At 55.3% G+C, this 24,364-nt stretch carries 17 protein-coding genes and 3 pseudogenes; 13 read left to right on the top strand and 7 right to left on the bottom strand.

Features of this window, described 5'->3' with window-relative positions; all coding sequences use genetic code 11:
- Window positions 1-13 precede the first annotated feature (13 nt).
- From AB7E06_RS05570 to AB7E06_RS05605, 8 genes are all read left to right on the top strand, one after another.
- Window positions 14-1,072, top strand: coding sequence for an EscU/YscU/HrcU family type III secretion system export apparatus switch protein (locus AB7E06_RS05570; RefSeq protein ID WP_372406361.1), 1,059 nt, complete (start codon window positions 14-16; stop codon window positions 1,070-1,072).
- Window positions 1,073-1,263: 191 nt separating this feature from the next.
- Window positions 1,264-1,425, top strand: coding sequence for a hypothetical protein (locus AB7E06_RS05575; protein ID WP_372406360.1), 162 nt, complete (start codon window positions 1,264-1,266; stop codon window positions 1,423-1,425).
- A gap of 120 nt (window positions 1,426-1,545) precedes the next feature.
- On the top strand, window positions 1,546-2,436 hold the full coding sequence (locus AB7E06_RS05580) for a SctD/MshK family protein (RefSeq protein WP_372406359.1): 891 nt from the start codon (window positions 1,546-1,548) through the stop codon (window positions 2,434-2,436).
- Between the two features lie 15 nt (window positions 2,437-2,451).
- Entirely contained in the window at window positions 2,452-2,862 is a 411-nt protein-coding gene (locus tag AB7E06_RS05585; RefSeq protein WP_427955610.1) for a hypothetical protein, read from the top strand.
- Window positions 2,846-3,181: a hypothetical protein gene (locus AB7E06_RS05590; protein WP_372406357.1), complete on the top strand. Its 336-nt coding sequence runs from the start codon at window positions 2,846-2,848 to the stop codon at window positions 3,179-3,181. Before AB7E06_RS05585 ends, AB7E06_RS05590 begins: the two co-directional genes overlap by 17 nt.
- The gene (sctV, locus tag AB7E06_RS05595) at window positions 3,178-5,316 is read left to right on the top strand and encodes a type III secretion system export apparatus subunit SctV (protein WP_372406354.1); all 2,139 of its coding nucleotides are present in this window, start codon (window positions 3,178-3,180) and stop codon (window positions 5,314-5,316) included. Before AB7E06_RS05590 ends, sctV begins: the two co-directional genes overlap by 4 nt.
- 40 nt (window positions 5,317-5,356) lie before the next feature.
- Window positions 5,357-6,697 carry a type II and III secretion system protein family protein gene (locus tag AB7E06_RS05600; protein ID WP_427955614.1) on the top strand — a complete coding sequence of 447 codons (1,341 nt, stop codon included), beginning with the start codon at window positions 5,357-5,359 and terminating at the stop codon, window positions 6,695-6,697.
- 11 nt (window positions 6,698-6,708) lie between these two features.
- On the top strand, window positions 6,709-7,101 hold the full coding sequence (locus tag AB7E06_RS05605) for a CpaD family pilus assembly lipoprotein (protein WP_427955617.1): 393 nt from the start codon (window positions 6,709-6,711) through the stop codon (window positions 7,099-7,101).
- On the opposite strand, the gene AB7E06_RS05610 is transcribed toward AB7E06_RS05605, so the two are convergent.
- The gene (locus AB7E06_RS05610; protein WP_372406347.1) at window positions 7,098-7,898 is read right to left on the bottom strand and encodes a tetratricopeptide repeat protein; all 801 of its coding nucleotides are present in this window, start codon (window positions 7,896-7,898) and stop codon (window positions 7,098-7,100) included. The two genes, AB7E06_RS05605 and AB7E06_RS05610, sit on opposite strands and share 4 nt — an antisense overlap.
- 298 nt (window positions 7,899-8,196) lie before the next feature.
- Between AB7E06_RS05610 and AB7E06_RS05615 the strand changes: the two genes are divergently transcribed.
- The 5 genes from AB7E06_RS05615 to AB7E06_RS05635 all read left to right on the top strand — a co-directional run bounded on the left by AB7E06_RS05615 (window position 8,197) and on the right by AB7E06_RS05635 (window position 18,987).
- A complete protein-coding gene (locus AB7E06_RS05615) occupies window positions 8,197-9,000 on the top strand; it encodes a transglycosylase SLT domain-containing protein (protein ID WP_372406346.1) in 804 nt (267 codons plus the stop codon).
- Between the two features lie 123 nt (window positions 9,001-9,123).
- Window positions 9,124-9,585 (top strand): hypothetical protein, encoded by a 462-nt coding sequence (locus AB7E06_RS05620; protein ID WP_372406343.1) that lies wholly within the window; start codon window positions 9,124-9,126, stop codon window positions 9,583-9,585.
- A gap of 104 nt (window positions 9,586-9,689) precedes the next feature.
- Window positions 9,690-10,706: a hypothetical protein gene (locus AB7E06_RS05625; protein WP_427955622.1), complete on the top strand. Its 1,017-nt coding sequence runs from the start codon at window positions 9,690-9,692 to the stop codon at window positions 10,704-10,706.
- A gap of 96 nt (window positions 10,707-10,802) precedes the next feature.
- Window positions 10,803-13,928, top strand: coding sequence for a type III effector HrpK domain-containing protein (locus tag AB7E06_RS05630; RefSeq protein WP_372406339.1), 3,126 nt, complete (start codon window positions 10,803-10,805; stop codon window positions 13,926-13,928).
- A gap of 136 nt (window positions 13,929-14,064) precedes the next feature.
- Window positions 14,065-18,987 carry a type III effector HrpK domain-containing protein gene (locus tag AB7E06_RS05635; RefSeq protein ID WP_372406337.1) on the top strand — a complete coding sequence of 1,641 codons (4,923 nt, stop codon included), beginning with the start codon at window positions 14,065-14,067 and terminating at the stop codon, window positions 18,985-18,987.
- 380 nt (window positions 18,988-19,367) lie between these two features.
- On the opposite strand, the gene AB7E06_RS05640 is transcribed toward AB7E06_RS05635, so the two are convergent.
- From AB7E06_RS05640 to AB7E06_RS05665, 6 genes and pseudogenes are all read right to left on the bottom strand, one after another.
- Window positions 19,368-19,850 carry a DUF6079 family protein gene (locus AB7E06_RS05640; protein WP_372406335.1) on the bottom strand — a complete coding sequence of 161 codons (483 nt, stop codon included), beginning with the start codon at window positions 19,848-19,850 and terminating at the stop codon, window positions 19,368-19,370.
- Window positions 19,851-19,893: 43 nt separating this feature from the next.
- Window positions 19,894-20,883, bottom strand: a pseudogene (locus tag AB7E06_RS05645) (DUF6079 family protein).
- Window positions 20,799-21,883 (bottom strand): annotated as a pseudogene (locus tag AB7E06_RS05650) (IS3 family transposase). Before AB7E06_RS05650 ends, AB7E06_RS05645 begins: the two co-directional pseudogenes overlap by 85 nt.
- 272 nt (window positions 21,884-22,155) lie before the next feature.
- Window positions 22,156-22,485, bottom strand: a complete 330-nt coding sequence (locus AB7E06_RS05655) for a hypothetical protein (protein ID WP_427955675.1) — start codon at window positions 22,483-22,485, stop codon at window positions 22,156-22,158.
- A gap of 139 nt (window positions 22,486-22,624) precedes the next feature.
- Window positions 22,625-22,813: pseudogene (locus tag AB7E06_RS05660) on the bottom strand (recombinase family protein); the annotation flags it as partial.
- A gap of 1,194 nt (window positions 22,814-24,007) precedes the next feature.
- Entirely contained in the window at window positions 24,008-24,328 is a 321-nt protein-coding gene (locus AB7E06_RS05665) for an H-NS family nucleoid-associated regulatory protein (RefSeq protein ID WP_222668003.1), read from the bottom strand.
- Window positions 24,329-24,364 lie beyond the last annotated feature (36 nt).

Genomic DNA, 24,364 nt, shown 5'->3' on the forward strand with positions numbered 1-24,364 from the left:
CCGGAGCATCGCCATGAGCAATGATTCCAGCGAAGAAAAAACAGAACCGGGCTCAGACAAGAAATTACGGGATGCCCGCGAAAAAGGGCAGGTCGCCAGAAGCCAGGACATGATTACGGCCTTGGTGGTGCTGGCCTGCACGGTGTACCTGAGCATGGCGGCGCCGGGCATGGCGGTCAGGGCCATAGAGTTGTTCGACAAGGTGGCTGAATCCCTGGCAAGCCCCAATCAACCCTTTGAGGACCGTTGGCGCGGCATCGTGGCCGAGGCGCTGGATGTCCTGTTGTCGGCCACCTTTCCCCTGTTCTTGCTGATCGTCTTTGTGGTGTTCATCGGCAATATCCTGATTATCAAGGGGATTGTGTTCTCGGTTGAGCCGATCAAACCGGATATCAAGCGGATTGATCCGGTGGGGGGATTCAAGCGTCTGTTCAGCTTGCGCAACCTGGTGGAGTTTGTAAAAGCCCTGCTCAAGGTGACGGTGCTGGGTGTGGCTTTTTTCCTGGTGTACCGGCGCAGCCTGCCCTTTTTGCTGGGCGCGCCTTCCTGTGGTGTGGACTGCCTGCTGGCCTCGTTCAATTATCTGTTTGTACCTATCGCCTTTACCGCCATCCTGGCGTTTTTCATGACGGCCACATTGGATCTATTGCTGCAAAAGTGGCTGTTTGCCCGCGATATGCGCATGTCTCACAGCGAGGTGAAGCGCGAGCGCAAGGATATGGATGGCTCGCCGGAAATTCGCAAGGAAAGGCATAGGCAGCGCATGGCGATGCAAGCCGGTTCCACGGCGCGGGGTGAGCACATGGCCTCTGTCATGCTGGGCAGTGAAAAGAGCTGGATTGTGGGCCTGCGTTACAAGCGGGGCGAGACCAAGGTGCCGGTACTGGTGTATGTCGTTCCCCCAGACCAGGCCCACTCGTTCTGGGCGCAGCGCCATGGCAAGGACATGCCCCATGTCTACGATCCTGTGCTGGCGGGCGATTTGGCGCGTCAATGCAGTATGGGGGAGCCTGTGCCGGAGCGTTATTTTGGCCGGGTGGCAGAGATACTGGTGAAAGTGGGTTTGATCTAAACGAGCCCACTTGGATGCAAAGTTCAAATCATTCAAAGTGTATACAAAGTAAACAATTGGGTAACGAGATGAAAATGTCATTTGAGCGTCACCTTGGCTTAGCAAAATAGCCATGCTCACAGCGGATGGGGACCTGAAGAGGATCCTGTTTTACGAGCATCCAACTGTATGTTTTTTTTCTGGAGTTTTTTATGAGCAACGTTTCTCCTGCTAATGCTGGTGGTGGCGCCGAAGCTGGTTTGGCTAAGATGGAAGCTGCATTTGACCGTGCAATCGAAATGTCGGCCAAAGTGACCGAAATCACGACGGAAAAGAAAGCCGAACTGGACGCAAGCAAACAGCGTCCTAACTAATCGGTTGATCGATGGCAGGGTCGGTGTTGTATCCGGCCCTGTTTTGTTTTTTGCGGGTGCTGATGGTTCCTGTCTGGATTCATCGGCCTACGATGATCATTCTTCGATTGTTATCACACTATGGATGAACGCCGCGCGGGACTGGCGCTACATATTGCAAGCGGCCTGCATCAAGGCGGCCGGGTGCGCATCCAGGAAAACAGTAAATATCGTATTGGCGCCGCGGTTGACGGCGACATTGTGGTTCGCGATCCCGGCATGGCCGCTTGCCATGTCACCTTGGAAGTCAGTGAGGGTCGCGTCAGGCTGGAAGCGCTGGCCGATGCCGTGCTGATTGACGGCTTGCGTAAACTGCCCCCTGGTCATATCGCTGAAAGCCGCCTGCCGTGCCGGTTTTCCATGGGCGAGGTGCAGGTGTATCTGGGCGATGAGCATGCCGCAGTGCCGGGCGCACCGAGTACTCGTCGTGCCCTGTGGCTGCAACATGTCTCGACTTATCCGGCCATATGGGTTTGCCTGCTGTTGGCGATACTGGCGATCGGCTTGCTGATACCGCAAGCCAGCGGCCAGAAGGGGCTCTCGATGACGGGGCGCCACGAGGCTGCCCAGGCCGTGGTCAGTGTGCCTCCGGCCCAGGAGGTCAGGCAGGCTTTGGAGGCGCAACTGCATGCCCTGGGTTTGCAGGGCACGGCCGTCAGCGTGGATGGCCGGTTGATCGAGGTTCGGGGTGCCTTGCCGGCTCATTTGAAAACACAATGGCTTGATGCCCAGGCCTGGTTTGACCGCCGCTATGGTTCGCACTATGTGCTGAAGTCTGCCTTGCAGGATATGGAGCCGCCTCAGGTTTCCATCATGGCGGTGTGGTTGGGCGAGCGTCCCTATTTGATTGATGCCGATGGCGAGCGTCATTACCAGGGGGCCATCCTGAAAGAGGGCTGGTTGCTGCAAAGCATTGATGAAGGGCGTATTGTGCTCGCCCGCAATGGGCAGGAGCATGTCTTTGCGCTTTGATAAGGGACTTACATAATGCGGATCAGCCGATCGGATGTCGATCTGTGGCGCGCCAAGGAAGTACAGGGTTTGCGACGGCTGGCCGAAGCCTCGCCGTTCGCGTCGCAGGAAAAACGCCCTGACCCGGCCCCCAAGCGGGCCGCAGGTAATCGCAGCAGGCTGGTGGACCGTACGGAGCTGGCCAGCGCCGTTCTGCCCGTGGACGATCAATTGTCAGATACGGCTGGCAATATCGCGATTCTCAAGCATTTGTTGGATACCGTCTTGCCGACCCTGGCCTTGCCCGATGATGTGCACCATGCCGCCGCCTCCTTGTTGTTTGAGGACATGGATCATCATTTGCGTGTCCTGGATGCCGCTCTGGCCGAGAAAGAAGCGGATGGCAAAGACGAACAGGAGGCCGAGCCGGATGGAAGATTGGAATAGCTTGAGCACGCAATGGCTTTGTCGGCGGGCCAGATTGCTGTCGGACAATGGTCATGTCAGTCGGGGGCTGGTGTATCAATTGGTGGCGCATCATATGCAACCGGATGATCTGCATGTCATGCATGGACTGGCGGAGTTGTTTGCCTTGGCCGGTGATGGCAAGCGTGCCCTGGCCGCAACCAACAAGATGGAACAGCAAGGAGTACCGGCAGCGGATCTGGCTCTGTTGCGCATCAATGCCTATTTGGCCTTGGGGCAATTGGATGCGGCGTCGGCCCTGTTGACGCGCTATAGCGATGAGTCGGAGGATGGCCAGTGAAAGCCTTGCTCAATCGAATTGTCCAGATAGCGTCCCGGCGCAGCGATGTCATTGTGGCGTCGTTCATCCTGCTGGCGGTGGTCATGATGATCATCCCCATCCCAACCTTTCTGGTGGATGTGATGGTCAGTTCCAGCATTGCCTTGACGGTGCTGGTGTTGATCGTGGCCTTCTACAGCTCGCGGGCGGCTGATTTCTCGGTGTTGCCACCCATTATCTTGTTGAGCACCTTGTTCCGGCTGTCCTTGTCGATCACGACGACACGCTTGATCCTGCGCGATGCCGATGCGGGTGAAATCGTGGCGGCATTTGGGGATTATGTGATTGCCGGGGATGTGGTGGTCGGTTTGGTGATCTTTTTGATCATTACCGTCGCGCAGTTCATTGTGATCACCAAGGGAACGGAGCGGGTGGCCGAAGTCGGTGCGCGCTTTACGCTGGATGCCATGCCGGGCAAGCAAATGAGCATTGATGCGGATTTGCGCAATGGCGACATCACCAAAGAGGAAGCTCGTCAGCGGCGTCAAAGCCTGGAACGTGAAAGCCAGCTTTTTGGTGCCATGGACGGTGCCATGAAGTTTGTCAAAGGGGATGCCATCGCCAGCTTGATCATTCTGTGTGTCAATCTGATCGGCGGCATTATCATCGGTACCGTTCGACATGGCTTGCCCTTTTCCGAGGCCGTGCAGACTTACTCCTTGCTGTCCGTGGGCGATGGTTTGATTGCGCAATTGCCTGCCTTGATGACGGCCATTGCAGCGGGGATTGTCGTGACTCGGGTCAATTCGGGTCAGGACCTTGATTTGGGGGCGGAGATCATCGGCCAGTTGGGTGCGCAATCACGGGTACTGGCCTTGTGTGCGGGTGTTCTGGTGTTTCTGTCCCTGGTGCCTGGTTTTCCCATGCATACCTTTCTTGGGCTGGCGCTGATTCTAGGCGGTGGCGCGTACTTGGCGCGTCGCAAAGAGCGCCGTGCTGCCGCGGAATCTGCCGAGGGCCAGGATGAAGTGATGGGGCAGGACGAAACCGCCCTGGCATCCGATGCGCCCGCTGCCATGTTGTCGGATTGGGACGATATGCCAACAGGACGTCTGACATTGCGTGTCGGCCCGGAGCTGGCGGCAACACTGGCGCTGCATCCCATCCAGTTGGCGCTTGAGGACGCCCGTATTCGGGCCGAGATTGCCCTGGGCGTGCCCTTTCAAACGATTGGTTTCAAACCCCTGGATCAGTTGGCGGCACCCTCGTTCAGCATTTTTCTGGATGGTGTGCCGGTGGCAGGGGGGGCCTTGCATGCGGGCTGTGTGTTCCTGATCGGTAATCTTCAACTGTTGGAGGTGTTGGGCGTGGAGCCTGAAAGTACCTTCAGTTTTGAAGGGCAGCCGGCCGCCTGGGTGCCTCGTCAACATGCGCCGGAAATTGAAAAGCTGGGTGGCGTGTGCCTGACACCCGAAGAGGCGCTGGCCGACTATTTGCTGGCGACGCAGATTCAACATGCGCCGGAGTTTCTGGGTATTCAGGAAACACGGCAACTGCTGGGTGAATTGGAGCAGACTTTCCCGGAACTGGTTCGCCAGGCCTTGCATGCCGTGCCTTTGCAGCGTATGGCCGAAGTCTTGCGGCGGCTGTTGGAAGAACGGGTCTGCATCAGCAATCTGCGGGCGATTCTGGAAGTCCTGGTGCAGATGGGCGAGGGGCACTCCCTGCCGGCACAAGTGGAGAACATCCGCACCGCCTTGTCGCGTCACATCTGCCATCAGTATGCGGATGAGCATCGCACCATTGCCGTTTATGTGCTGTCGCGTGAACTGGAGCAGGAAATCCGCCGTGAGCTGTCCTCCAAAGAGGGCCGGGGCGGGGTTCTGTCCGCCACGCTCAGCAGCCGTTTGGTCGAGGGTTTGCAGGCGGCTCCGGGTGTGGCGGGACGCACCTCGCGATCTGTCTTGATGATTGCGGCAGATATGCGGCGCTATATGCATCATCATCTTTCGCGGCACGGTGTGCGCATGGCGGTCATGGCCTATACCGAACTGGCTCAAGGCTATGTGTCCCATCCTTTGGCCATGTTGGGGCTGGATGGCAAGTTGGTGGCGCTGGGGACGAAACCCTTGGTCGAAACCGCAGCGGCAGCGTAATGGTTTGCCTGATTCAATGATTATGTATAGGAAAGAGTTCATGACGTGCCAGAGTCCCCAAGCGTGCTCAGTCTCCGCGGGAAGCAAACAGAATAAGGTTGAGTGGATGTGGCGTGTGGGTTTGAACATGCGGCTGGCGGTGATGGTGATTCTTGCCCTGTTGGCCCTGATGAAACCGGCCCTGGCGGCCGCAGCGGTATGGACGGTGGGCAAGGGTGATGGTCTGGTCGTGCGCTTTGACCGCCCTGTCACGTCGATCATGGTGGCCGACGAGGCCGTGGCCGATGTGGAAGTGCTCAGCCCGACCTCGGCCTACTTGTTTGGCCGAAATACGGGGTCTACACGGGTGACGGCACTGGATGCGCAAGAGAAGGTGGTCGTCAACGCGCGGGTGCGGGTTGGGGTGGGACTGGAAGGGAAAGTACAGGAAACGGCGCGTGGTCGCCGGGTCGTGGCCAAGGGGACGGCCAGCAGTCTGGAAGAAGGGGTTGAGCAACATGCGCTTCTTTCTGGTCATGCGGCGGAGGGCGTCCAGGGGGTGAACCTGACCACTCAGGAGAGCCTGCAACAAATCAATTTGCGTGTGCGATTTGCCGAGGTCTCGCGCCAGGAATTACTACGTTACGGCGTGAATTGGCAGGCACTGATCAATTCAGGTTCATTTGCCTTTGGCCTGATTACCGGCGGGCCGGTCTCCAGTGGCGCGGGGGCAGGCAATACCTTGAGCGGCTCCTTCAGTTCCAATAGCGCCAATGTCGATATGATTTTGGATGCGTTGCAAAGTAATGGTGCATTGGAAATTCTGGCCGAACCCAATATCACCACCGTGACGGGGCGTTCGGCCAGTTTTCTGGCCGGTGGGGAAATTCCCGTTCCTGTGCCCGTGACCAACGAGATGGTCGGGATTGAATACAAACCGTACGGTGTGTCTTTGGTATTCACTCCAACCTTATTGCCCAATGACCGGATTTCTCTTCAGGTGCGACCTGAAGTCAGCACGCTGGCCGGATCTGGCATCGTCGAAATCGCCGGTACCAGTATTCCTGCCTTCCGGGTGCGCCGCGCCGATACCCAGGTAGAGGTGGGCAGTGGACAAACCTTTGCCATTGCGGGCTTGTTCCAACGGGATAGCTCCACGGATGCCGACCAGTTGCCTTTGCTGGGGGATATTCCCATCCTGGGAAATCTGTTTCGTTCCAAGCGTTTTCAACGCAACGAAACAGAGTTGGTCATTCTGATTACGCCTTATCTGGTGCGACCTGTGTCGGGCCAGTCTGCGGCCACGCCCCTGGATCACGCCAGTGAGAATCCAGCGAACTTGATGCTGGGTGATAGGGCAAATCGGCGTAATGCCGCAGATTTTGGTTTCTTCGTATTTTGATGGGGTCGGCCATGACACAGCGTGTGTATCGATTGACAGGCGTAGTGGCCTTGTTCGTGCTGGGTGGTTGCTCGACGATGGCGACATCGGACTATTCGTCTCGTTTTGTGGGAATGAGCAACCTGAAAGGAGAGACGGCGTATATGCCACGAGCGTGTCTGGCGGCTCCCTTGGCAACGTCTGACGAGCCGTCCGCTGTGCATTTGCCACCAGGTTGTGCCAATGCCTTGAATTTGTTGGGTATGGTGGCGGATCCGCAGGATTTGATACAGGGGCGTGAAATGGGACCCGCTTATGTGGCCCCTGCCGCCGCAGCGGTGGAACGCTACCTGGGTGTGGTGGCCGATGACACGGTAGAGGCGCGGCACGAGCGCCTGGTTGAGGACTCCACCGTGTCCAATTAAGGGGTGTAGCTTGCGTCGGGCATGGGGGTCATGCCCATGGCGCTCATCTTGCTTTCAACCGAGGGCAGCTTGCGAATGCGGGCAGAACGCTCGATCAACGACGCGCGTTCGGATTCCGGTAATTCGCGAGCGACGGCCAGAGCTTGTTGATCCTTGCCAGCCAGCATCAGGATGAGGACAGCGCGACGTGTGTGTGGCGCTTGAGCCAGTGGCGAGGTGGTGACGCTTTCGATTTTTTGCAACGCGGCATCGGACTGCCCGGCCAGGGCATGGGCCAGTGCCTCGTTAGCTTGCAGTTCCAGATTGTCGGGTGCCAGTTGCTGGGCGCGTTGGAAGGCCGGGATGGCCAGATCCATATCCTGTTGCAGCATCAAGCTGATACCCAGCAGATTGTAGGCCGGGGCGGTGTGCAAGGCGCTGGTTGCCTTGGCGATGAGCTCGTTGGCACGCTGGGGCTTGGATTGCATCAGGGCGGCTTGCCCCAGTCCCAGTAAGGCCTGGGGATCATCCGCTTGTAAACGGTAGGCCTGTTGAAAGGCCAGGGTCGCGGAGCGAGGGTCGTCGTTGCGTAAATGCGCTTGTCCCAGTGATAGCCAGACTTCATGTTTGTCCGGCATCGCCTGGGTGGCGCGTTCATACAGCGCAATGGCGGATGTGATATCGCCCTTGCGGCCCAGTTCTGCCGCCAGATTGGTCAGCCGGGTATCGGACGGGCGGTGTGTGCCGGGGCCTGCACAGCCAGCCAGCCAGGAAGCGGCCGAGACCAGGGTCAGCAGGAGGGCGATTCGATTTTTCATGCCAAGCATTCCAGACGTGTATCAGCCGAACATTGGATGACATTCCCGTGACGTATGTATGACAGAACGGGGAATGTTGGATGGGCGCTCACTTTTGTCGTCAGGAGAGGCAAGTCGTCTGTCATGTCGGGGGTAATTGAAAAAACTTGTAAGTTTCTTGTCCTTTTGTGTGTTTGAACAATGCTGAAATATAGGGGCATCAGTATGACTGGGCAGGCGAAGGCGCCCTGTTAAATGGATGGACGTTCCCTTCCGTAATAGTGGCATCAGCAAGTAAGCAGCGTTTCAGGAGAGAGTTATGCAGACAGGGATGGATGGGGCAGGCGGGTGGCAGGCTTTTCATGCGGATCGGACTGAACGCCTCCAGGGGACGACGGACGAGGCCTTGCGCAAGCACTTCGAGAGTGAACTGGAAGTGGCGCGTGTGACGATGCAAGCCATGGGCATTGACGTGCCTCAAGCAGGAGCGGCTGGACAAACCGCAGCGCCGCAACCGGACGCCCAGGCCGTGCCGGGCGATGCCGTGCCTGGCTCGGCGCAAGCGCCTGCTGAACCTGCTGCGGCTGACAAGCCAGCGGCTGGCAAAGGCGCAGGTGGCAGCCAAGGGCTGGCAGAGAATTTGAATCCGCAGTTGGAGCCCTACCGTCAAGACATCATGGCGGCGGCAGAAGCCACAGGCATACCCGCCAATTTGCTGGCGGCGGTGATTTGGGATGAGTCCAAAGGGATTGCCACGGCAGGCTCGACCAATGGCGAGAACGGAATGACCGACTCCGGCCTGATGCAGTTGAATCCACAAACCTTTGCGGACATCAAGGCCAGAAATGCCAGCCTGGTGACAGGCGACAGTTCGGACCCCGGCTCCAACATCATGGCGGGTGCCTTGTACCTGAAAGACATGCACGACCAGTTCGGTGACTGGGATTTTGCCTTGCGGGCGTACAACTCGGGCCCGCTGTCCGTGGATCTGGCTGATGCCTCGATATCGACCACCGGATTCGGCACAAAGAATTATGTGGAAAAAGTGAATTTCTATCGTGAAACCCTGGATCAGGGCAATGTCATGCCCGATGGATTCCCGGGTGGCAATCAGATGTATTGATCACGTCGACCACATAACGAATGTCAGACTCCCTGGCCTTGATCCTCAATGGCATCACGGGCGTATTTTCAAGGGCCATATCACTGTGGCCTGATTTTTCCTAAATGTTGTGGAGAATTCCAAATGTCAGTAGCTATGCCTAATGCAGGACCCGTGCAAGCGACCCAGGCCCAGTCCTCGTCGCAGTTTGACCAGTATCTGGATTCCGCCAAGTCTGGAAAGATTCTGGCTGACTACATGAACAGCAAGGGCAAGAAAGCGATCAACCTGAATGAACTCAAGGACCTGGCCTCCAACAAAGGGGGCAATGTGCCCAAGGACGTCGTGGCCGCCGCTGCTTACATGGTGCGTCATGAAGCCGTCTTTACCGCCATTGAAACGCATGACGTAGCACGTGTGGACGGTTTGTCGGGTGTGTGGAACTTTGAATGGGCCGCCCAGGGTGGAATGACGGGCAGCGCTGAAGAAGGCCTGGCTCGTATGAGCGACGTGTTTGATCGCGCTATCTCGATGTCTGCCGAGGTCACCAAAGTGACCACCGAGAAGAAAGCGTCTCTGGACGCCAGCAAGCAGCGTCCGCAGTAAGACGTTTGGAAGGTGGCAGCCGCCAGGTGGCCACGCTGCCTGGGGCTTGCCTGATGTGCACACCGTTCACGGTGTTGTGAAGCCACTGATCAGGAGAGTTCTTTATGCAAGTGCAAGCACCGTCACACGGTTTAGAGGCATTTTATGCTGATCGAATGGAGCGGCGTGATGCCAGCGGTGACGCGGCATTGCGTGAGCATTTTGAACAGGAGCTGAATCAGGCCAGAGTCATGATACAGGCTCAGGGGATCGCGGTGCCGCCCGAGGGCGGGACCTCGCCGTCGGCTGTGCCGACCCCTGCTGCCGAGCAGACTGCGCAGCCTGTCGGTCCACAGTCTACCAGTCCACAGCCCACAGGGTCGTCGCCTACAGGTTCACAGCCAGCCGATGCAGCGCCCGCCGGTAAGCCGACTGGCGAGACCCCCTCTGCCGCCATGCCGCCTGCTGCTGCGCCCGAAGGCAAGCCAGGGGTCGACAAGCCGGAGCGTGATTTGTTCGATGAGCGCCTGGCGCAGGAAGCGGCCGCCAAGCCAGAGGCGTCTGTCTCGGATGGGGCAGGGCCCAATGTCATCTACATTACCAACGACCAGAATCACGAGATTACCGTCGGCAAATTCCGTAATCTGGAGTCCACGACCGAGCCCTCGGCCCAGATCACCCTGAAGCCGGGTGAGACCGGAGCGCTCTATTACGAGAATGGCGAGGCCGGCATCATGACGCAAGCCGATGCGGATGGCCAATTCCGTCCCGATGCCAGCCGGCTGGAGTATCAGTCCGAAGCGGATGGCAGCAAGCGCTTTCCGGATATCAGCTATATCGACGGGCGCAATGCTTCCATTTTGTTGACGGACGGCAAGGATTTCAACAAGGGCGACAGCGTGAGCATTGCCGAGGATGCCCCCGCTGAAATCGTCACCACCGACAGTGCCGGCAATCGCACCATTGTGGGCTGGTATGACGGTTCGACCGATCAGATGCAGGCGGGGGGCAAGTATATGGAAGACATCCTGGGTACCAACGGTGCCTACTTGCACCCCGATGATGACCGGCGTGCGCCGGGGTCCAATCCGATGACGGCCACCGAGAGCAACGTCTTGTTTGCGCGTTTTGGTGCGCCATAAGGCGTGTCGGGAAATTTTATTGTTTTGCAGGGCGTGGACGACGCGCAGGCCGTGATCGTCTGCAATGCATGATTCATGACTTGAAGGATTCAAATTATGTCGAAAGTCTCCAGTGCGGTGACCGGATCCGGCGCTTTGGAAGCCATTGTCTTACCGAACGAGAAGAACTGGAAAGAGGCCGTTGATCTGGTCCGCAACGGTGCGGATACCAAGAACGGCAACAAGGCCGAGACAGACCCCGGCAAGAAGGCTGAAAAGCCCAATGGCGATGCCAATATTGCCGAGTCCGAGCGCAAGGAAAAGCCGGAAGGCGATAAGAAAGAAAAGCCCTTGAGTGAGTCCGAGCGGATTGACCGGGCCAAGGATTATGCCGAGCAGCTTGAGAAGAACTTTGATGAGTTGAAAGGTGATGGCAAGTACATCACCTTGAAGGATTTGCAGAATTACAAGAATGACAATCCGGATATGAAGAAGGAGCTGAAAGAGGCGATTTCCTTCTGGTCGCAGCCGGAGGCATTCGATTTGCTGGAAACGGCCAAGAATCCGGACAAGCTCAAGCCCGATGGCGACCTGAGCAAGAATGACCTGAAGGGTTTCCTAGAGAACAAGGATCCCAAGGCCTTGCCGGAGAAGTTGTTCAAGAATTTGGACGAAAAACTGGATGTCGAGCCTGAGGGCGACAAATACAAAGCGTATTTGAAGGAACATCCCGATGCCGATAAAGAGGCCAAGCAGATCGCCAAATATGTGGACATCATCGACCAGAACTACGATGACATCAAAGATGCCAAGGACGACGGCAAGTACGTCAGCCGGGCGGATTTGTTGGAATATGCAGAGCAGAACAAAGGTATTGGCAAGGAATTCAAGGAAGCGCTGGAATTCTGGTCGGATCTGCCCGCATTTCGCATTCTGGAAACGTCCAAGGATGCGAAATCCCTGGTTCCTGATGGGGACTTGAGCAAGAACGATTTGAAAGGCTGGTTTGAGCACGAGGCGCCCACGACCAAGGCGGAAGCCGAGGATTTGCGCGAGCGAATTGCCGAAGGCGAGAAGCTGCAACCTGACAGCAAACGCTATCGGGAGTTTGTCGAAAAAAATCCCGATGCGGATGAAACCTCCTTGAAGTTGTTCAAGTATGCCGACATTCTTGACCAGAACTACGAATCGATCGTCAGTGGTGAACTGGAAGGGATGGAAAAGTCAGGGAAAACCGGCGGCAAGTTGCCGTATCTGACCGTCGAGAAGCTGGAAGCCTTCAAGAAAGAGCATCCAAAAATCAGCGATGAGTTCAAGGAAGCCATTGATTTTTGGACACAGCCCGGCGCTTTCGACATTTTGGAACGGGCCAAGAATCCCACCCGGCTGGCGGCAGATGGGGATTTGAGCCGTAATGACTTGAAGGGCTGGATGGAGAAACAGGCTCCTAAAAGTGCTGATGAGGCTATTACCTTCCTGTCGAGCGTAGCGGATGCCAATGTGGCGGCCGAAACGGATACGTCTAAGTTCACCAAAGATATCTTTGAGAATCCGGACAAGTATTCCGCCAAGGACAAGGCGGCCGTCTTGCAAGAACTGTACAGTGCGCAGAAGTTGATTTCGGCCGGGGCGGAAGCGGGGATGTACCGGGATGATCAGTCCCAGATCGCCATCTCCAACAAAGCGAAGGTCCATTTTAACCCTGAAAAAGTCTATGACGATGTCAACAAGCATATTGCGATTCTGGAGGGCGACAAGGACACGCTCAAATACATGAGTGAGAATGGCAATAATGCGTTGAAGAAAATATTGGATGACAACGAAGGCCTGAAAGACACCGTCCAGAAAAGCTATGACGAGGATGTCAAGACGGGCAAGACTTTGGACAAGCTGTGGGACAGCAAGGAAAACGCAGACAAGGACCAGCAGGAAATTCTGGCCGGGTTCTATTCTCAGGCGCGGAGCTATCAAGTTGCCCTGGGCATTGATAATGCAGGTGAAATTCAAAAGGCGGTTAAGGACTCCAAGCACAGCGGCGATCTGGAGCAGTTTTACGAGAAGAAGCTGGCTTCCGGTGATCGTTTGAAGGAGTTGCTCAAAGATAATTCCTTTGAAGCGGCCAGCAGTGCCTACAGCATGGAAGTCTCCCTGTATACCAGTGCCCTGGACCCGTCTTTCACTGAGAAATTTGATGACAAGCTCAATGATTCGTTTTCGGAAGTGGCTCGCGACAACATCCTCAAGGACGCCGGCTTTGATGATCTGAAACAGGCGTTTGGCAAGGGCAATAGCGGGGAGCTCGATGAAAAGAAAGTCGAGAAAGTGATCGAGGAAGTCAAGAAAGAGAACCCAGAGCTCTTTATCAATGATGACGGTACTGTGGCTACCACGGACCAGATTCTGGCGGGCTTCCGAGGGAGCTGGGATGTGGTTCGCCAAGGGACCAAGGCCTTGACGGAGTTGTCCATTATGGACAAGAAGAACTCTTCTCTGGGCAAGGCCACCAGCTCTGGCGTTCTGCATGGGGTCAGCGGCTTGTTCCTGGCTGGGGTAACGATTGCCAAGGGGATACAAGCGGGCGATAAGCCCTCCGAGCGCGCCATTGTTGATATCACAACTGGGTCAGTGCAGACCGCAACGACCTTGATTGAGGGTGGGATCAAGGGATACCAGACCCATCTGAATGATGCTAAGGCGCGTTGGGAAGCCAAGGGCAAGGCGCGTGTAGGTCCGCCGTTGATTGAGACGGTCGAACCGGAGAGCAAGAGCTTTAAGGACAAGTTCAAGAACAACATGAAGGGGTTCGAGAATGCCGCCAAGGGCCTGGGTGGAGCGGCTGGCGCTGCGGCTGGCGCCTATCAGATTTTTGATGGGGTGAAAGCGCTGCGTGCGGGTGATGAACTCAAGGGCGGGATGAACCTGACAGCCGGGATTCTGGGCGGCATGGCCGGTGCGGCCGGTATGGTTGAAGGCGGCTTGGGCTTGTTGGGTGCCACGATTCCACGTGCCATCCCTGTGATGGCGGGAACCTTGGGCATGGCGGCGGCGGGCATGGCGGCGGTGGCTATGTTCATTCCTGGTCTGGTCGATGAGATCAAGCAGGAAGGCAAGGTGGATGACTACGGCAATCTGCTGCGGGATTATCTGACCAAGTATGAGATTGACGGGGTGGAGAACGGCGATATCGGGGATATTCCTGATGAAGAATGGCCTGATGGTGGCGACACCTGGTGGTCGACTTGATGCAGCGTGGATCTGAGCGGGTTTGATGCAGGGACAAGCCTGGCTCTAGCCGGATAGACGAGGGGTGGGATGCAGACGTACATCCCACTCCCATTCATTAAGACCAGCCTTGGGCCGGATTTGAAAAGGAAGGAAGATGAAAGTCGAGACGAGCAAGGCAAATATTGCAGATCTGCCAGCAGGCGATATCGAGCAGTGGGGCAATCAGGTTTCTTTAGCGACCCGTAAAGAAACGAAGGATCAGGACAAGCCCAAAGTAAGCGAGGAGCAAAAGCAGGCTGAAGCGTTAGGCATTGAATGGACGCGTCCGAAAGGGGATAACCGTTCGGCCAAATACATTATTGAGAACTCCAAGCTGCTCAGTGGCCTAGGGAATCAGGAAGGCATCAAGGATAAGCTCAAGGAGCGCGTGGGCGACTTTGATACGGATTCGGACGCGGCTTATCGAGCTGAACAGGTTCTGGAGCACATCGAAAAATTTGACTCCAAGGGAGAACGAATCGCGGGCAAGCACGTGGGCAATGGTCGTATTGATGGCATCACGCCCAACGGGGACGTCCGTCATAACACAGAGGCAGGTCGGCTGAAGGACTTTGGCAAGTACGGTTTCGAACATTTGAAAGGGGATCTGGGTAATATCTCCGAGCAGTCCAAGACTCAGAAAGCAAAAGAACAAGCGAAAGAGCTGGGCATCGAGTGGGAGCGTCCCAAGGGGGATGATCGCTCCGCTAAGGAGATTCTGGAAGACACGCCACTATTGAAGAACCTGAAAAACCAAAGTGGGGTGAAGGACATGCTCAAGGAGCGTGTGGGGGACTTTGAGAAAGATGCGGATGCCGCCTACCGGGCCAAGCAGGTGTTGGAACATGTGGAACGGTTCGATAGCGACGGCAAAGAGCAAGTTGGTAAGAAGGTGGGTAATGACACCATTGATGATTTCACCGGCAGTGGCGAGGCCCGACCCAATTCCGAGGCCGGCCGCCTACAGGATTTTGGGAAGTACGGCTTTGAAAGCCTGAAGGGAAAATTGTCCAGTCCCGGCAAGGCCGGCACTGATGAAAAGGCGAAGGAAAAGGCAGAAGCGCTGGGAATTCAGTGGGAGCGTCAGGAAGGTGATAAGCGCTCGGCCAAGGACATCATTCAAGATTCCAAGGTGCTGAGCGAACTGGACAACGAAAGTGGGACGCGTGACATGCTGAAAGATCGCGTGGGCGATTTTGAGCGCGATGCCGATGCCGCCTACCGTGCCGTGCAGGTCTTGGAACATATCGAGCGTTTTGATGGTGATGGCAAGCAGATTGTGGGCGGTAAGGTCGGTGACGGGGATATTGATGGCTTTAGCAGCAGCAAAGAAGCCCGCAATAATACCGAGGCCGGGCGTTTGCAGAACTTTGGCAAGGATGGCTTTGATAGCCTGAAGGGCGAAATCGTTAACCGTCACGCCATCGGCAAGGATGAGTCGGCTCGTCAGGAGGCCGAAGAGTTAGGTATCAAGTGGGAGCGCGAGGACGGGGATAAGCGCTCGGCCCAGGAAATTCTGGATGGCTCGCCGTTGCTGCGTGACTTGAAAAACGAAAGCGGCAGCAGTTATATGTTGAAGGATCGGGTCGGGGACTTCGAGGCGGATGCGGATGCAGCCTATCGCGCAGAGCAGGTGCTGGCCCATATTGAAATGTTTGATGGCAGCGGCAAGCAGGTGTCCGACAGACATACCGGTAATGACAAGATCGATGGGTTCACGGGTGATAAAGAAGCCCGAAATAATACGGAAGCGGGCCGCTTGCAGGATCTTGGCAAGCATGGCTTCAAGAGTCTGAACGGGGAGTTACCCGATTCTGGCAAGGCGGGCGAGAACAAGGATGCCCGTAAAAAAGCGGAAGCGCTGGGTATTGAATGGGAGCGCCCCAAGGGGGACGATCGCTCGGCGCGTGACATTATTCATGAGTCGCCTTTGCTTCGAGACCTGGGTAATCAACAGGGGGTAAAAGATCGCCTGAGGGACCAGGTGGGCGATTTTGATAAAGATGCCGATGCCGCCTATCGTGCGGCACAAGTGCTGGAGCATATCGAAACCTTCAACAGCAAGGGCAAATCGCAGGCCAAGAGCGATAAGTTCGGCAATGAGCAGATTGACGGCTTCAAGGCAGAGGGGACGATTGAGGATCGTGATAACGAAGCCAATCGACTACGCGATTTTGGCCTGGAGGGCTTTGACAGCCTGAAGGGGGAGTTCAAGGATAGGCCGCAGATTGTTAAGGACCAGCGCCATGAAGATTCGGGTCCAGTGAAGGATGAGGACAAAGCGCGTGAACAGGCAAAAGAGGCTGGGATCAAATGGGAGCGCCCCAAAGGGGATGACCGCTCGGCTGGGGACATTATCAAGCAGACGCCGGTATTGAGCGGGCTGGGCGACCAAAGTGATGTCAAAAAAATGCTCAAGGAGCGAGTGGGGGATTTCGAGAAGGACGCCAATGCGGCTTACCGGGCGGCGCAAGTTTTGCAGCATATTGAACGGTTTGATGGCGAGGGCAAACAACGGGTGGGCAAGGAAGTCGGTGATGGCATTGTGAATGGTTTCACCAAGAGCGGGGAGGCCCATCACAATACCGAAGCGGGTCGCTTGCAGGATTTTGGTAAGTACGGTTTCGAGAATCTGAAGGGTAAGCTGCCTGACCGCGACAGCGTTAAGGACGATAAACAGGCTCGGGAACGGGCAGAGGCGCTGGGTATTGAATGGGAGCGCCCCGACGGTGATGATCGTACGGCGCGTGACATTATTGCCGAGTCGTCCTTGTTGCGTGATCTGGGTAACGAAAGTGGTACACGCGATATGTTCAAGGATCGCGTGGGAGATTACGAGACGGATGCCGATGCGGCCTATCGAGCCAAACAGGTTTTGGAGCGCATTGAGCAGTTCGATGGCAAAGGCAAGCGGGTGACCGGCGATTCAGTCGGCAACAACGATATTGATGGCTTTAGCGATAGCAAGGAGGCACGTCCTAATACCGAGGCGGGTCGCCTGCAGGATTTTGGCAAGAACGGGTTTGAAAGCCTGGTAGGCGAACCGACCAAGCTCAAAGGCTATGCAGACAAAAATAAGGATGCGGATGAGGCCTCGAACAAGATTGTCGAATATGCGTCACTGCTGCACGAGAATTTTGGTGAGATCAAGAAGGCGACTGGCGCTAAGGATTTTCTGCGTGTCGATGATCTGAAAGAGTTCAAAGAGAAAACGCCGGACTTGAGCGATGAGTTCAAGGAAGCTCTGGATTTCTGGACCAACCCGGGCAGTTTTGCCAAGTTGGAAACTAGTGTGGATAAGGCTCGCTATAGTGCCGATGGTCTGTTGACCAAGGAAGATATTACCCATTGGATTGATAATTCAGCGCCCAAGGACGCCAAGTCGGCTCTGGCCTTCGTGTTGGATGCTGCTGATGGCAGCAGTGTTTATGGCGTTGACACCCAGAAGTTTGATAACGAGATCTTCAAGAATCCGGAGAAGTATTCGCCCAAGGAACGAGCCGCCGTCCTGCGTGACCTTCAGGAGGCGCATGATCTGGTGACCATGGGCGAAAGCTCGGGTATGTTCGAGCAGAGCCACGTTCGGAAGAAAATTGAGGATCGTGCCGGTGTGGTGGGTACGCCCGATGAGGTCCGTGCAGAGATTGAATCGCGCATGGAGGCTTTGAGCAAGGACCCCGAGGTGGCGGAATTCATGAATGACGCCAGCGCCAATGTGCTCAAGAACTTGGTCGGTGATAACAAGGGCTTGAAAAAGGCCTTGAGCCAAGCCTATGACGATGAGGTCAAGTCTGGCAACTTCTTGAAGGACGTTTGGCCGGACGGCTCGGGCAAGGACAAGGCGGGGTCTCAGACTGAAGCCTTGGCTCAGTTTTCCCAGCTTGGCAAGGGATACCAGGCCGCACTGGGTATTGATAAACCCGAGGAATTGCGCAGCGCGATTGAAAAATCGGGCCATGCCAAGGATTTGCAAAAGACCTATACGGATTCGCTGGTATCAGGCAAGCGTATGGAAGAACTGCTCAAGGACAATAGTGCTGAAGCAGCCATGAGTGCCTTTAGCATGGAGACGGCACTTTACAACTCCATGCTGGATCCGGAGTTCACCAAGAAGTACGACGACAAGCTGAATGAGAACTTCACCGGCTTTGCCAAGGACAATCTGTTTAAGGATGCCACGTTCGAGGATCTGAAAAAGGCGTATGGCGTCAACGGCGGCGACGAGCTGGACGAACAGAAGGTTCGCGAGATGATTGGCGACATTCTGAAAGAGGAGCCAGCGCTGCTGACGTCCAGTGATGGCACACCCGCCAAAGCGGATCAGATTTTGACGGTGTTCCGTGGCAATTGGGACATGTTGCGACAAGGTACAAAGACATTGGACAAGCTGGACTTGTTTGATGTGGGCAACAGCGGCGCCAAACACGCGACGGATAAGGGAATCTTGCACGGTGTCAGCGGCTTATTTCTGGCTGGTATCACGATTGGCAAGGGCGTCAATGGCACTCTGAATGATCGCAACAAGGTGGATCTGGCCATTGGTTCGGTGCAGACGGCTTCCATCCTGGCCGAAGGGGGGCTCAAGAACTACCGCTCGCATCTGAAGGACATCGGTGTTGATGCGAAACAGAGCGATGTGTTTATCCAGAAAAATGCAGCCAGATTTGAAGAGGCCGCCAAAGGGCTGGGTGGGGTTGCCGGTGTGGCTCTGGGGGCGTACAGCATTTTTGATGGCGTACAGATGATACGCAACGGTGATAAGGTCGGCGGCATTATGAATCTGGTGTCTGGCTCTATAGGAACCATGGCGGGTATGGCCTCGGCCGTGGAAGGCGGTATGGGTGTGGCTGGCATGGTGGTGCCGCGCTTCATTCCCGTTCTGGCAGGTGGCTTGGGACTGGCCGCAGCGGCAGTGGGCGCCGTGGGTCTGTTTGTGACCGTGGCCATTCAGCAAAGTCAGCAATCTTCGCGCGAAAACGATTACGCTGATTTATTGGGTGAGCACCTGGAAAAATACAAGATTGACGGCAAACCTTAAGGCCGGAGCTGAACAAACCCGGATCAGTGAGAGTCACGCTTGACCCGAGTTGACAGGTGTGTCTTACCGCGTGCTCATGACGATCATATTCTACTGGCCTTGCAGGTTTAGCCGGCAGGGACTGTGCATAGGCAACCGGCCGTGCCAGTTTTCACCGAAGGCCCAAGGAGGCTCTGGTAATAGCTGAGCTGCTGCCGGGGCATGAGGTCGATACCGGCCAGCTTGAGCAGAGTGAGACGGTCAATGTAAGCGACGGTGAAGTCCTTCTTCAGTCTCTGTAACTAGGCACCGATGCTTTGGGATTGACTGACCAGTGCGGTCAGGTTCGGTTGTTTAAGGGCAGCCAACACATCCGTACGTGTGGCCTTCATGCGATCCACTCAGTCATGCTCAGCGGTCAGCACTGCCTCAGCGGTTAAGAGCCAAGACGCCGTCTGACCATGGACCAGGATGAGCTCGCGTAGTGCGTCCAACTCCTCCAGCGGCTTCATGGGGGGGCGTGGGCCAGAACTTCGGGAGCACTGTAGGGGGAGTTTCAGCATGCTAGGAACGGAATAAACTTGAAGCGGTTCAAAGAACTTCTGGGCCTCATTCAGGCTGCTTGCCTGGCTGGCCAGATCGGTGCCCGCGAGCAGATCCAGCCCCCAGAAGGAAAGGCCTTCGCGCAGGGTCTGATGAGTCATGATAATACGCTTAACAATCTTGCACTCCGTCTGTTGCTGGTTCTGCGCCGGTTCGTCACTGCCTTGTGTGACGAGTTGTGTCATATCCGGCGTCATGTCGAGAAGTTTGAACAGCGCCTTGAGCGTGGGCAGGCTCCATTCTTTAAGATGCTCCAGGTGGTTTGTAGCTGACCAGTTCATCTATGCCGACTGGGGCAAGCTGCTGCAGTGCCATGGCGTTGAACTACTTGCCCGGGATAGCGAGCGAGACGTCGCCGGAATAGACCTGTGCCGCCACTAAAACTGTGACCCACTCCGGCTCCAGGTGTGAGCCGTCTGGATTCATGTACTCAAGTCCGTGATCGTCTTGGATAATCTCGCTGTGATTTGCCACTTGGCCGTGACCCTTAGCCTTAAAGACATCGAGGATGAGCTTGGTGTACTTCGATTTGTAAGGTTTGATCTTTTCGCCGTCGAGCAACTCCAGATCATCGAGTACAGTGGTGGCCTGTTTGGTGCGGCTCTGCCCGGCAATGGCTCGCAAGGTGTCCTGCGCAGCCTGAGCACGATTTTTGCCGGTGATTAGGATTGAGAAGATAGGAAAGTCCGGGGCCTGGTTCTCGAAGCTCGGGGCGAGACAAACCCCGGCGATAGTGTTGACCAGGTCCCGGAGTTTAATAGTTTTGTGGGCTGGCAGGCCGGACAGGTCGAGGATGGATTTATCTTGGGCCCATTAGTCCATAGATTTGGCGCGACCCTGGTCGGTGACCTTAAAGCGATCGGACATTTGCTTCTGTAGCCACTGGACCAGCTTCTTCAGGAAGAGATTGGCTTTCGATTCATAGGTGACCTTGGCATGGCTTGATGAAGAAGCCGCAAGCTCCCGAGCAGCCGCGTAACTCTTCAGTACGGTCTGAAACTCCCCATCTGTGCCTTTCAGGCGAAAGAAGACTTCATCATTAACCTTGTAATCCTTGAAATGGGGTGGATCGTTGGGTTGAATGAAATATAAGTAAAAGTCCCGCTGCGGGACGGCAGTGGAGCGCTCATCCGGAGCGCCAAAGGAAAGGTAGTCGGTACGGGCGGGGGGCCTTGTGTTCCCGTCGATCGGTAATCCCCCTTTTTTAGCGATTGCCAGAAGTAGGAACGCTACGAGGCCATGGCCAGCCGCTGTTGTGGGGTAATTCCGATCAAGGCCATATTCGGGCGCTCGTAATTGTAGTACCACATCCACTGCGTGGCCACGCAATGTACGTGATCCAGATCGTCCCAGTGATGCTAAGACAGCCATTCATACCGAACGGTCTTGTTGAACCGTTCAACGTAGGCGTTCTGCTGCGGCTTGCCTGGCTGGATGTATTCGAGCTTTATGCCCAATGCCTTGGCCCACTTGACAATCGCCGTGCTCAGGTACTCGGGCACGTTATTGTATCGAATGGCTAAGGGCTTTCCCCGCCAGCCGATGATCTGCTTGAGCGTGCGGATCACGCGCTCGTACGGCAACGAGAAGCCCACCTCGATACCTAAAGCCTCTCTGTTGAAGTCGTCGATTACGTTCAACACATGAATGCTGCGCCCATAGGCAAGCTGGTCGTGCATGAAATCCATCGACCAGACTTGGTTCATGTGGGTCGGTATCGTCAACGGCTCAGGCGCCTGCCGGACCAGCCGTTTGCGCGACTTGATCCGCAGGTTCGGCCGACCAGGCGATAGATTCGGTAAACGCGCTTATGGTTCCATCCAAAGCCTCGCACGTTGCGCAGATACAAGAAGCACAAGCCAAAGCTCTAGTTCCGATGATTGTCCGTCAGCCGCAGCAGCCAGTTGGCGATCTCCTCGTTCTTGGTGTTGGTCTTAGTGATGTACCGATAGCAGGTCTGGCTGATGCCGAACGCCTCGGAAGCCATCCGCACAGATGCACCTCGGTCTTGCACGGCACGTCGGGCCATCTCGCCGCCGCGAGATGGCCTAACCACTTTTTTCGAGTGCCTCCGTCACGATCTCGGCCTTGAGCTTCTCTTCCATGTGCATCTTGCGCAGCCGCGCATTCTCGGCTTCGAGCTCCTTAATGAGTGACATCAACGACACATCCATGCCCCGTACTTCGAGCGACACGTGTAGAATGTTGCCGAGCTGGTGCTCAGTTCTTCACATAGCTCCGACACCGCCGAGCCAGCCTTCACACGCTTGATCGCTTCAATGATTTGGCTATCTGTGAATCTCGATTTCTTCATGCTGTAGAACTCCTAAACGAGAAAATTCTACGTCAGGCTGCCCCGCTTTTGCGGGGGGATCATCTAAGCAGCTTATTTAGGTCAAGCCTTTTTTTGGTATGGTCTTCCGCAGGGCGGGGGAATCCACATTGTACAGTCGCAGGAATTACCCAGACCTGAACTGGAAGCTGCGTTACAGGAAGTGGAGTGTTCGTAATTTTTGCTGTATAAATAAACAGTTATTTTGTGGGCAAAGACTGAAAAGTCACTTCTGCTTGTATCTCAGTAAATATTTAGAGCATGGGAAGCTGCGACCAGGCAGACCGTTTCAATAGTTGATGAAGAGCCCAAACTCTCTTGGCCTGGCTTGCGCTGCATCCGGCCAATCTGGCCGTAGAAGCAATGTTGTGGTCCGTAGACCGCAGCGCAATAATCCGATCGTGCATTTGGGTGTCAGCTTTGCGGCCAGCATCCTTGGCCAGCTCTACACCTTGCCGCTGCCGCTCGTGCCGATCCTCGTAGTCGTCGCGTGCGATCTGTAACGCCAGCTTCAAAAGCATGTCCTGGACGAATTCCAGGACAACCTTGGCCACGCCTTTCGCCTCGGTGGCCAGCTCCGTCAAATCCACAACACCAGGCACTGCCAGCCTGGCACCCTTGGCCCTGATCGAGGCTACCAGGCTCGGCTTCTACTAGCGGCAAGCGGCTGATTCGGTCGATCCTTTCCGCAACCACGACTTCACCTGGTTGCAGGTCGGCAATCAGGCGCAGTAGCTCGGCGCGATCGGCCCGCGCGCCGCTGGCTTTCTCGCGGTAAATGCCGGCTGCTTTCGTGCTCTCAACGATGGCATCCTGCCGGTTTAGGTCTTGGTCCTCCGTGCTCACGCGCATGTAGATGCGTGCCACCTTGAGGGCAGCACCCGGTGCCTGGTGGTGTTCACTTGGACTCATTATTTATATTTCGTCTAGTAAACAGAGCAACAATCGCAAAGCCAAAAGCTAGCACTGCGGTTGCTGCATGCCATAGAAATTGTTGGAAGTCCGTGCGAGACATAAAAAGATGGATGGCCAATACTGCGTTGGCAACGCCACCGCCAAAACAGAGCAATGCCATAAACACCGTAATACTTCTCTGCCTATTCACGCCGTCATCTTTTTGACTGGTTATTTTGGGTATACCTATTTTGTCCACCCTTGGGAAGGGTAGCCAAAAATACTGCTTCCCGATCCTATTGAGCCAGGCGTTTTTTGGCTACTTAAATGAACCACTTTTATGACCAACTCCCTTAAGAGCCAAAAAACTGACTTCTCAAATTTAAACTTCTGTGCTTCCTACCCAGTGGTGCCCGAGGTAAGCATCTGTTCCCCATCTGGTTAGAGGGATGAGGCGCTCTGCCTCTGCGTTCAATGTTTCTGTAGTCCAGCCTTGTTGGGGAGCAGGGAGGCTGCCCAAGACCTCGCCTTCGAGAGAAGTCACGAGTAAACGAGAATAACGGATAGAAGTCAGGATATTGGTCTCACCAGGTCTGACGTCTGTAATGAAAGTGATCATTGATTTTGAAAAACAGAAATCGCTTTTTGGTCAATGATTAATCTGTATCAGCGTTATTTCCTCAACGGTATCCACTTAGCCTCCTTTTCATTGATATCGCGCTAGTCACTGCATAGAGAGTCATCAAAGCACCGATTAACACAAAAATATAGTATGGGTAGGGGCCTAGCGCTCCTCCAATGGTCACAAAAGCTGAGTCAGGTGGATCTGGTTTCCACTCATAAATGGCGATTAATCCAAGAATGAACGAGGCCAAGCCTCCTACAAATGTTAAGCCGTAGAATCGAAATAAAAGAACTACTGTGGATGTACCCATTTTAGTTGGCTCCTTCGCAGGTTTGTGTATTTATCAAGGAATGACCCCGTGGAATTTCTAGTCAGCCTATTTCCAAATTATCCTTAGCCACCTTTATTGGGTTGGCTCGATTAGTGACAGTCACGGATATACCGTACTTTCGGCTTCGGGCATGGTGGAAGTTCAGTACAGCCGTTTCCATAGGGGACAGCGTTGAAGCGACGCGTCCATCCAGGGCTTGGATTTCTGCTATTTGTGGGTTTGCGTTGAGCATGTTTCCAGCCTCCGTAGTTTGAGTTCAATTATTGCTAACAGCAAAGTCTTCACGGGAACGGCCTTCCGATTCAATTTGCTTGATCCATGTCGGCGTGCGTCCTCTACCAGTCCACGTATGACCATCTGGGTGCTGATACCTGATTTTCGATACCGCTTTCGTCTTTGAGGGGCGTTTGTGAAACGCCTGGGCGATATCTTCAGGTGTCAGGTCGTGCTCCTTCATTGATCGAAGAATATCGCTGATTACTTTAGTTCTTGTTTTTTGTTTCAATTTATCGGCATCACGTTTCAAACGAGAAATTTCTTTTTTGATTTCAGTGATGGAATTAAATTCTTTTCTCATGCGTTCCTCTTTATTATCTCTCAACCGGCGAAACTG

Origin of the sequence: Alcaligenes sp. (assembly GCF_050255915.1) — a bacterium.
Classification (GTDB): domain Bacteria; phylum Pseudomonadota; class Gammaproteobacteria; order Burkholderiales; family Burkholderiaceae_B; genus Alcaligenes; species Alcaligenes aquatilis.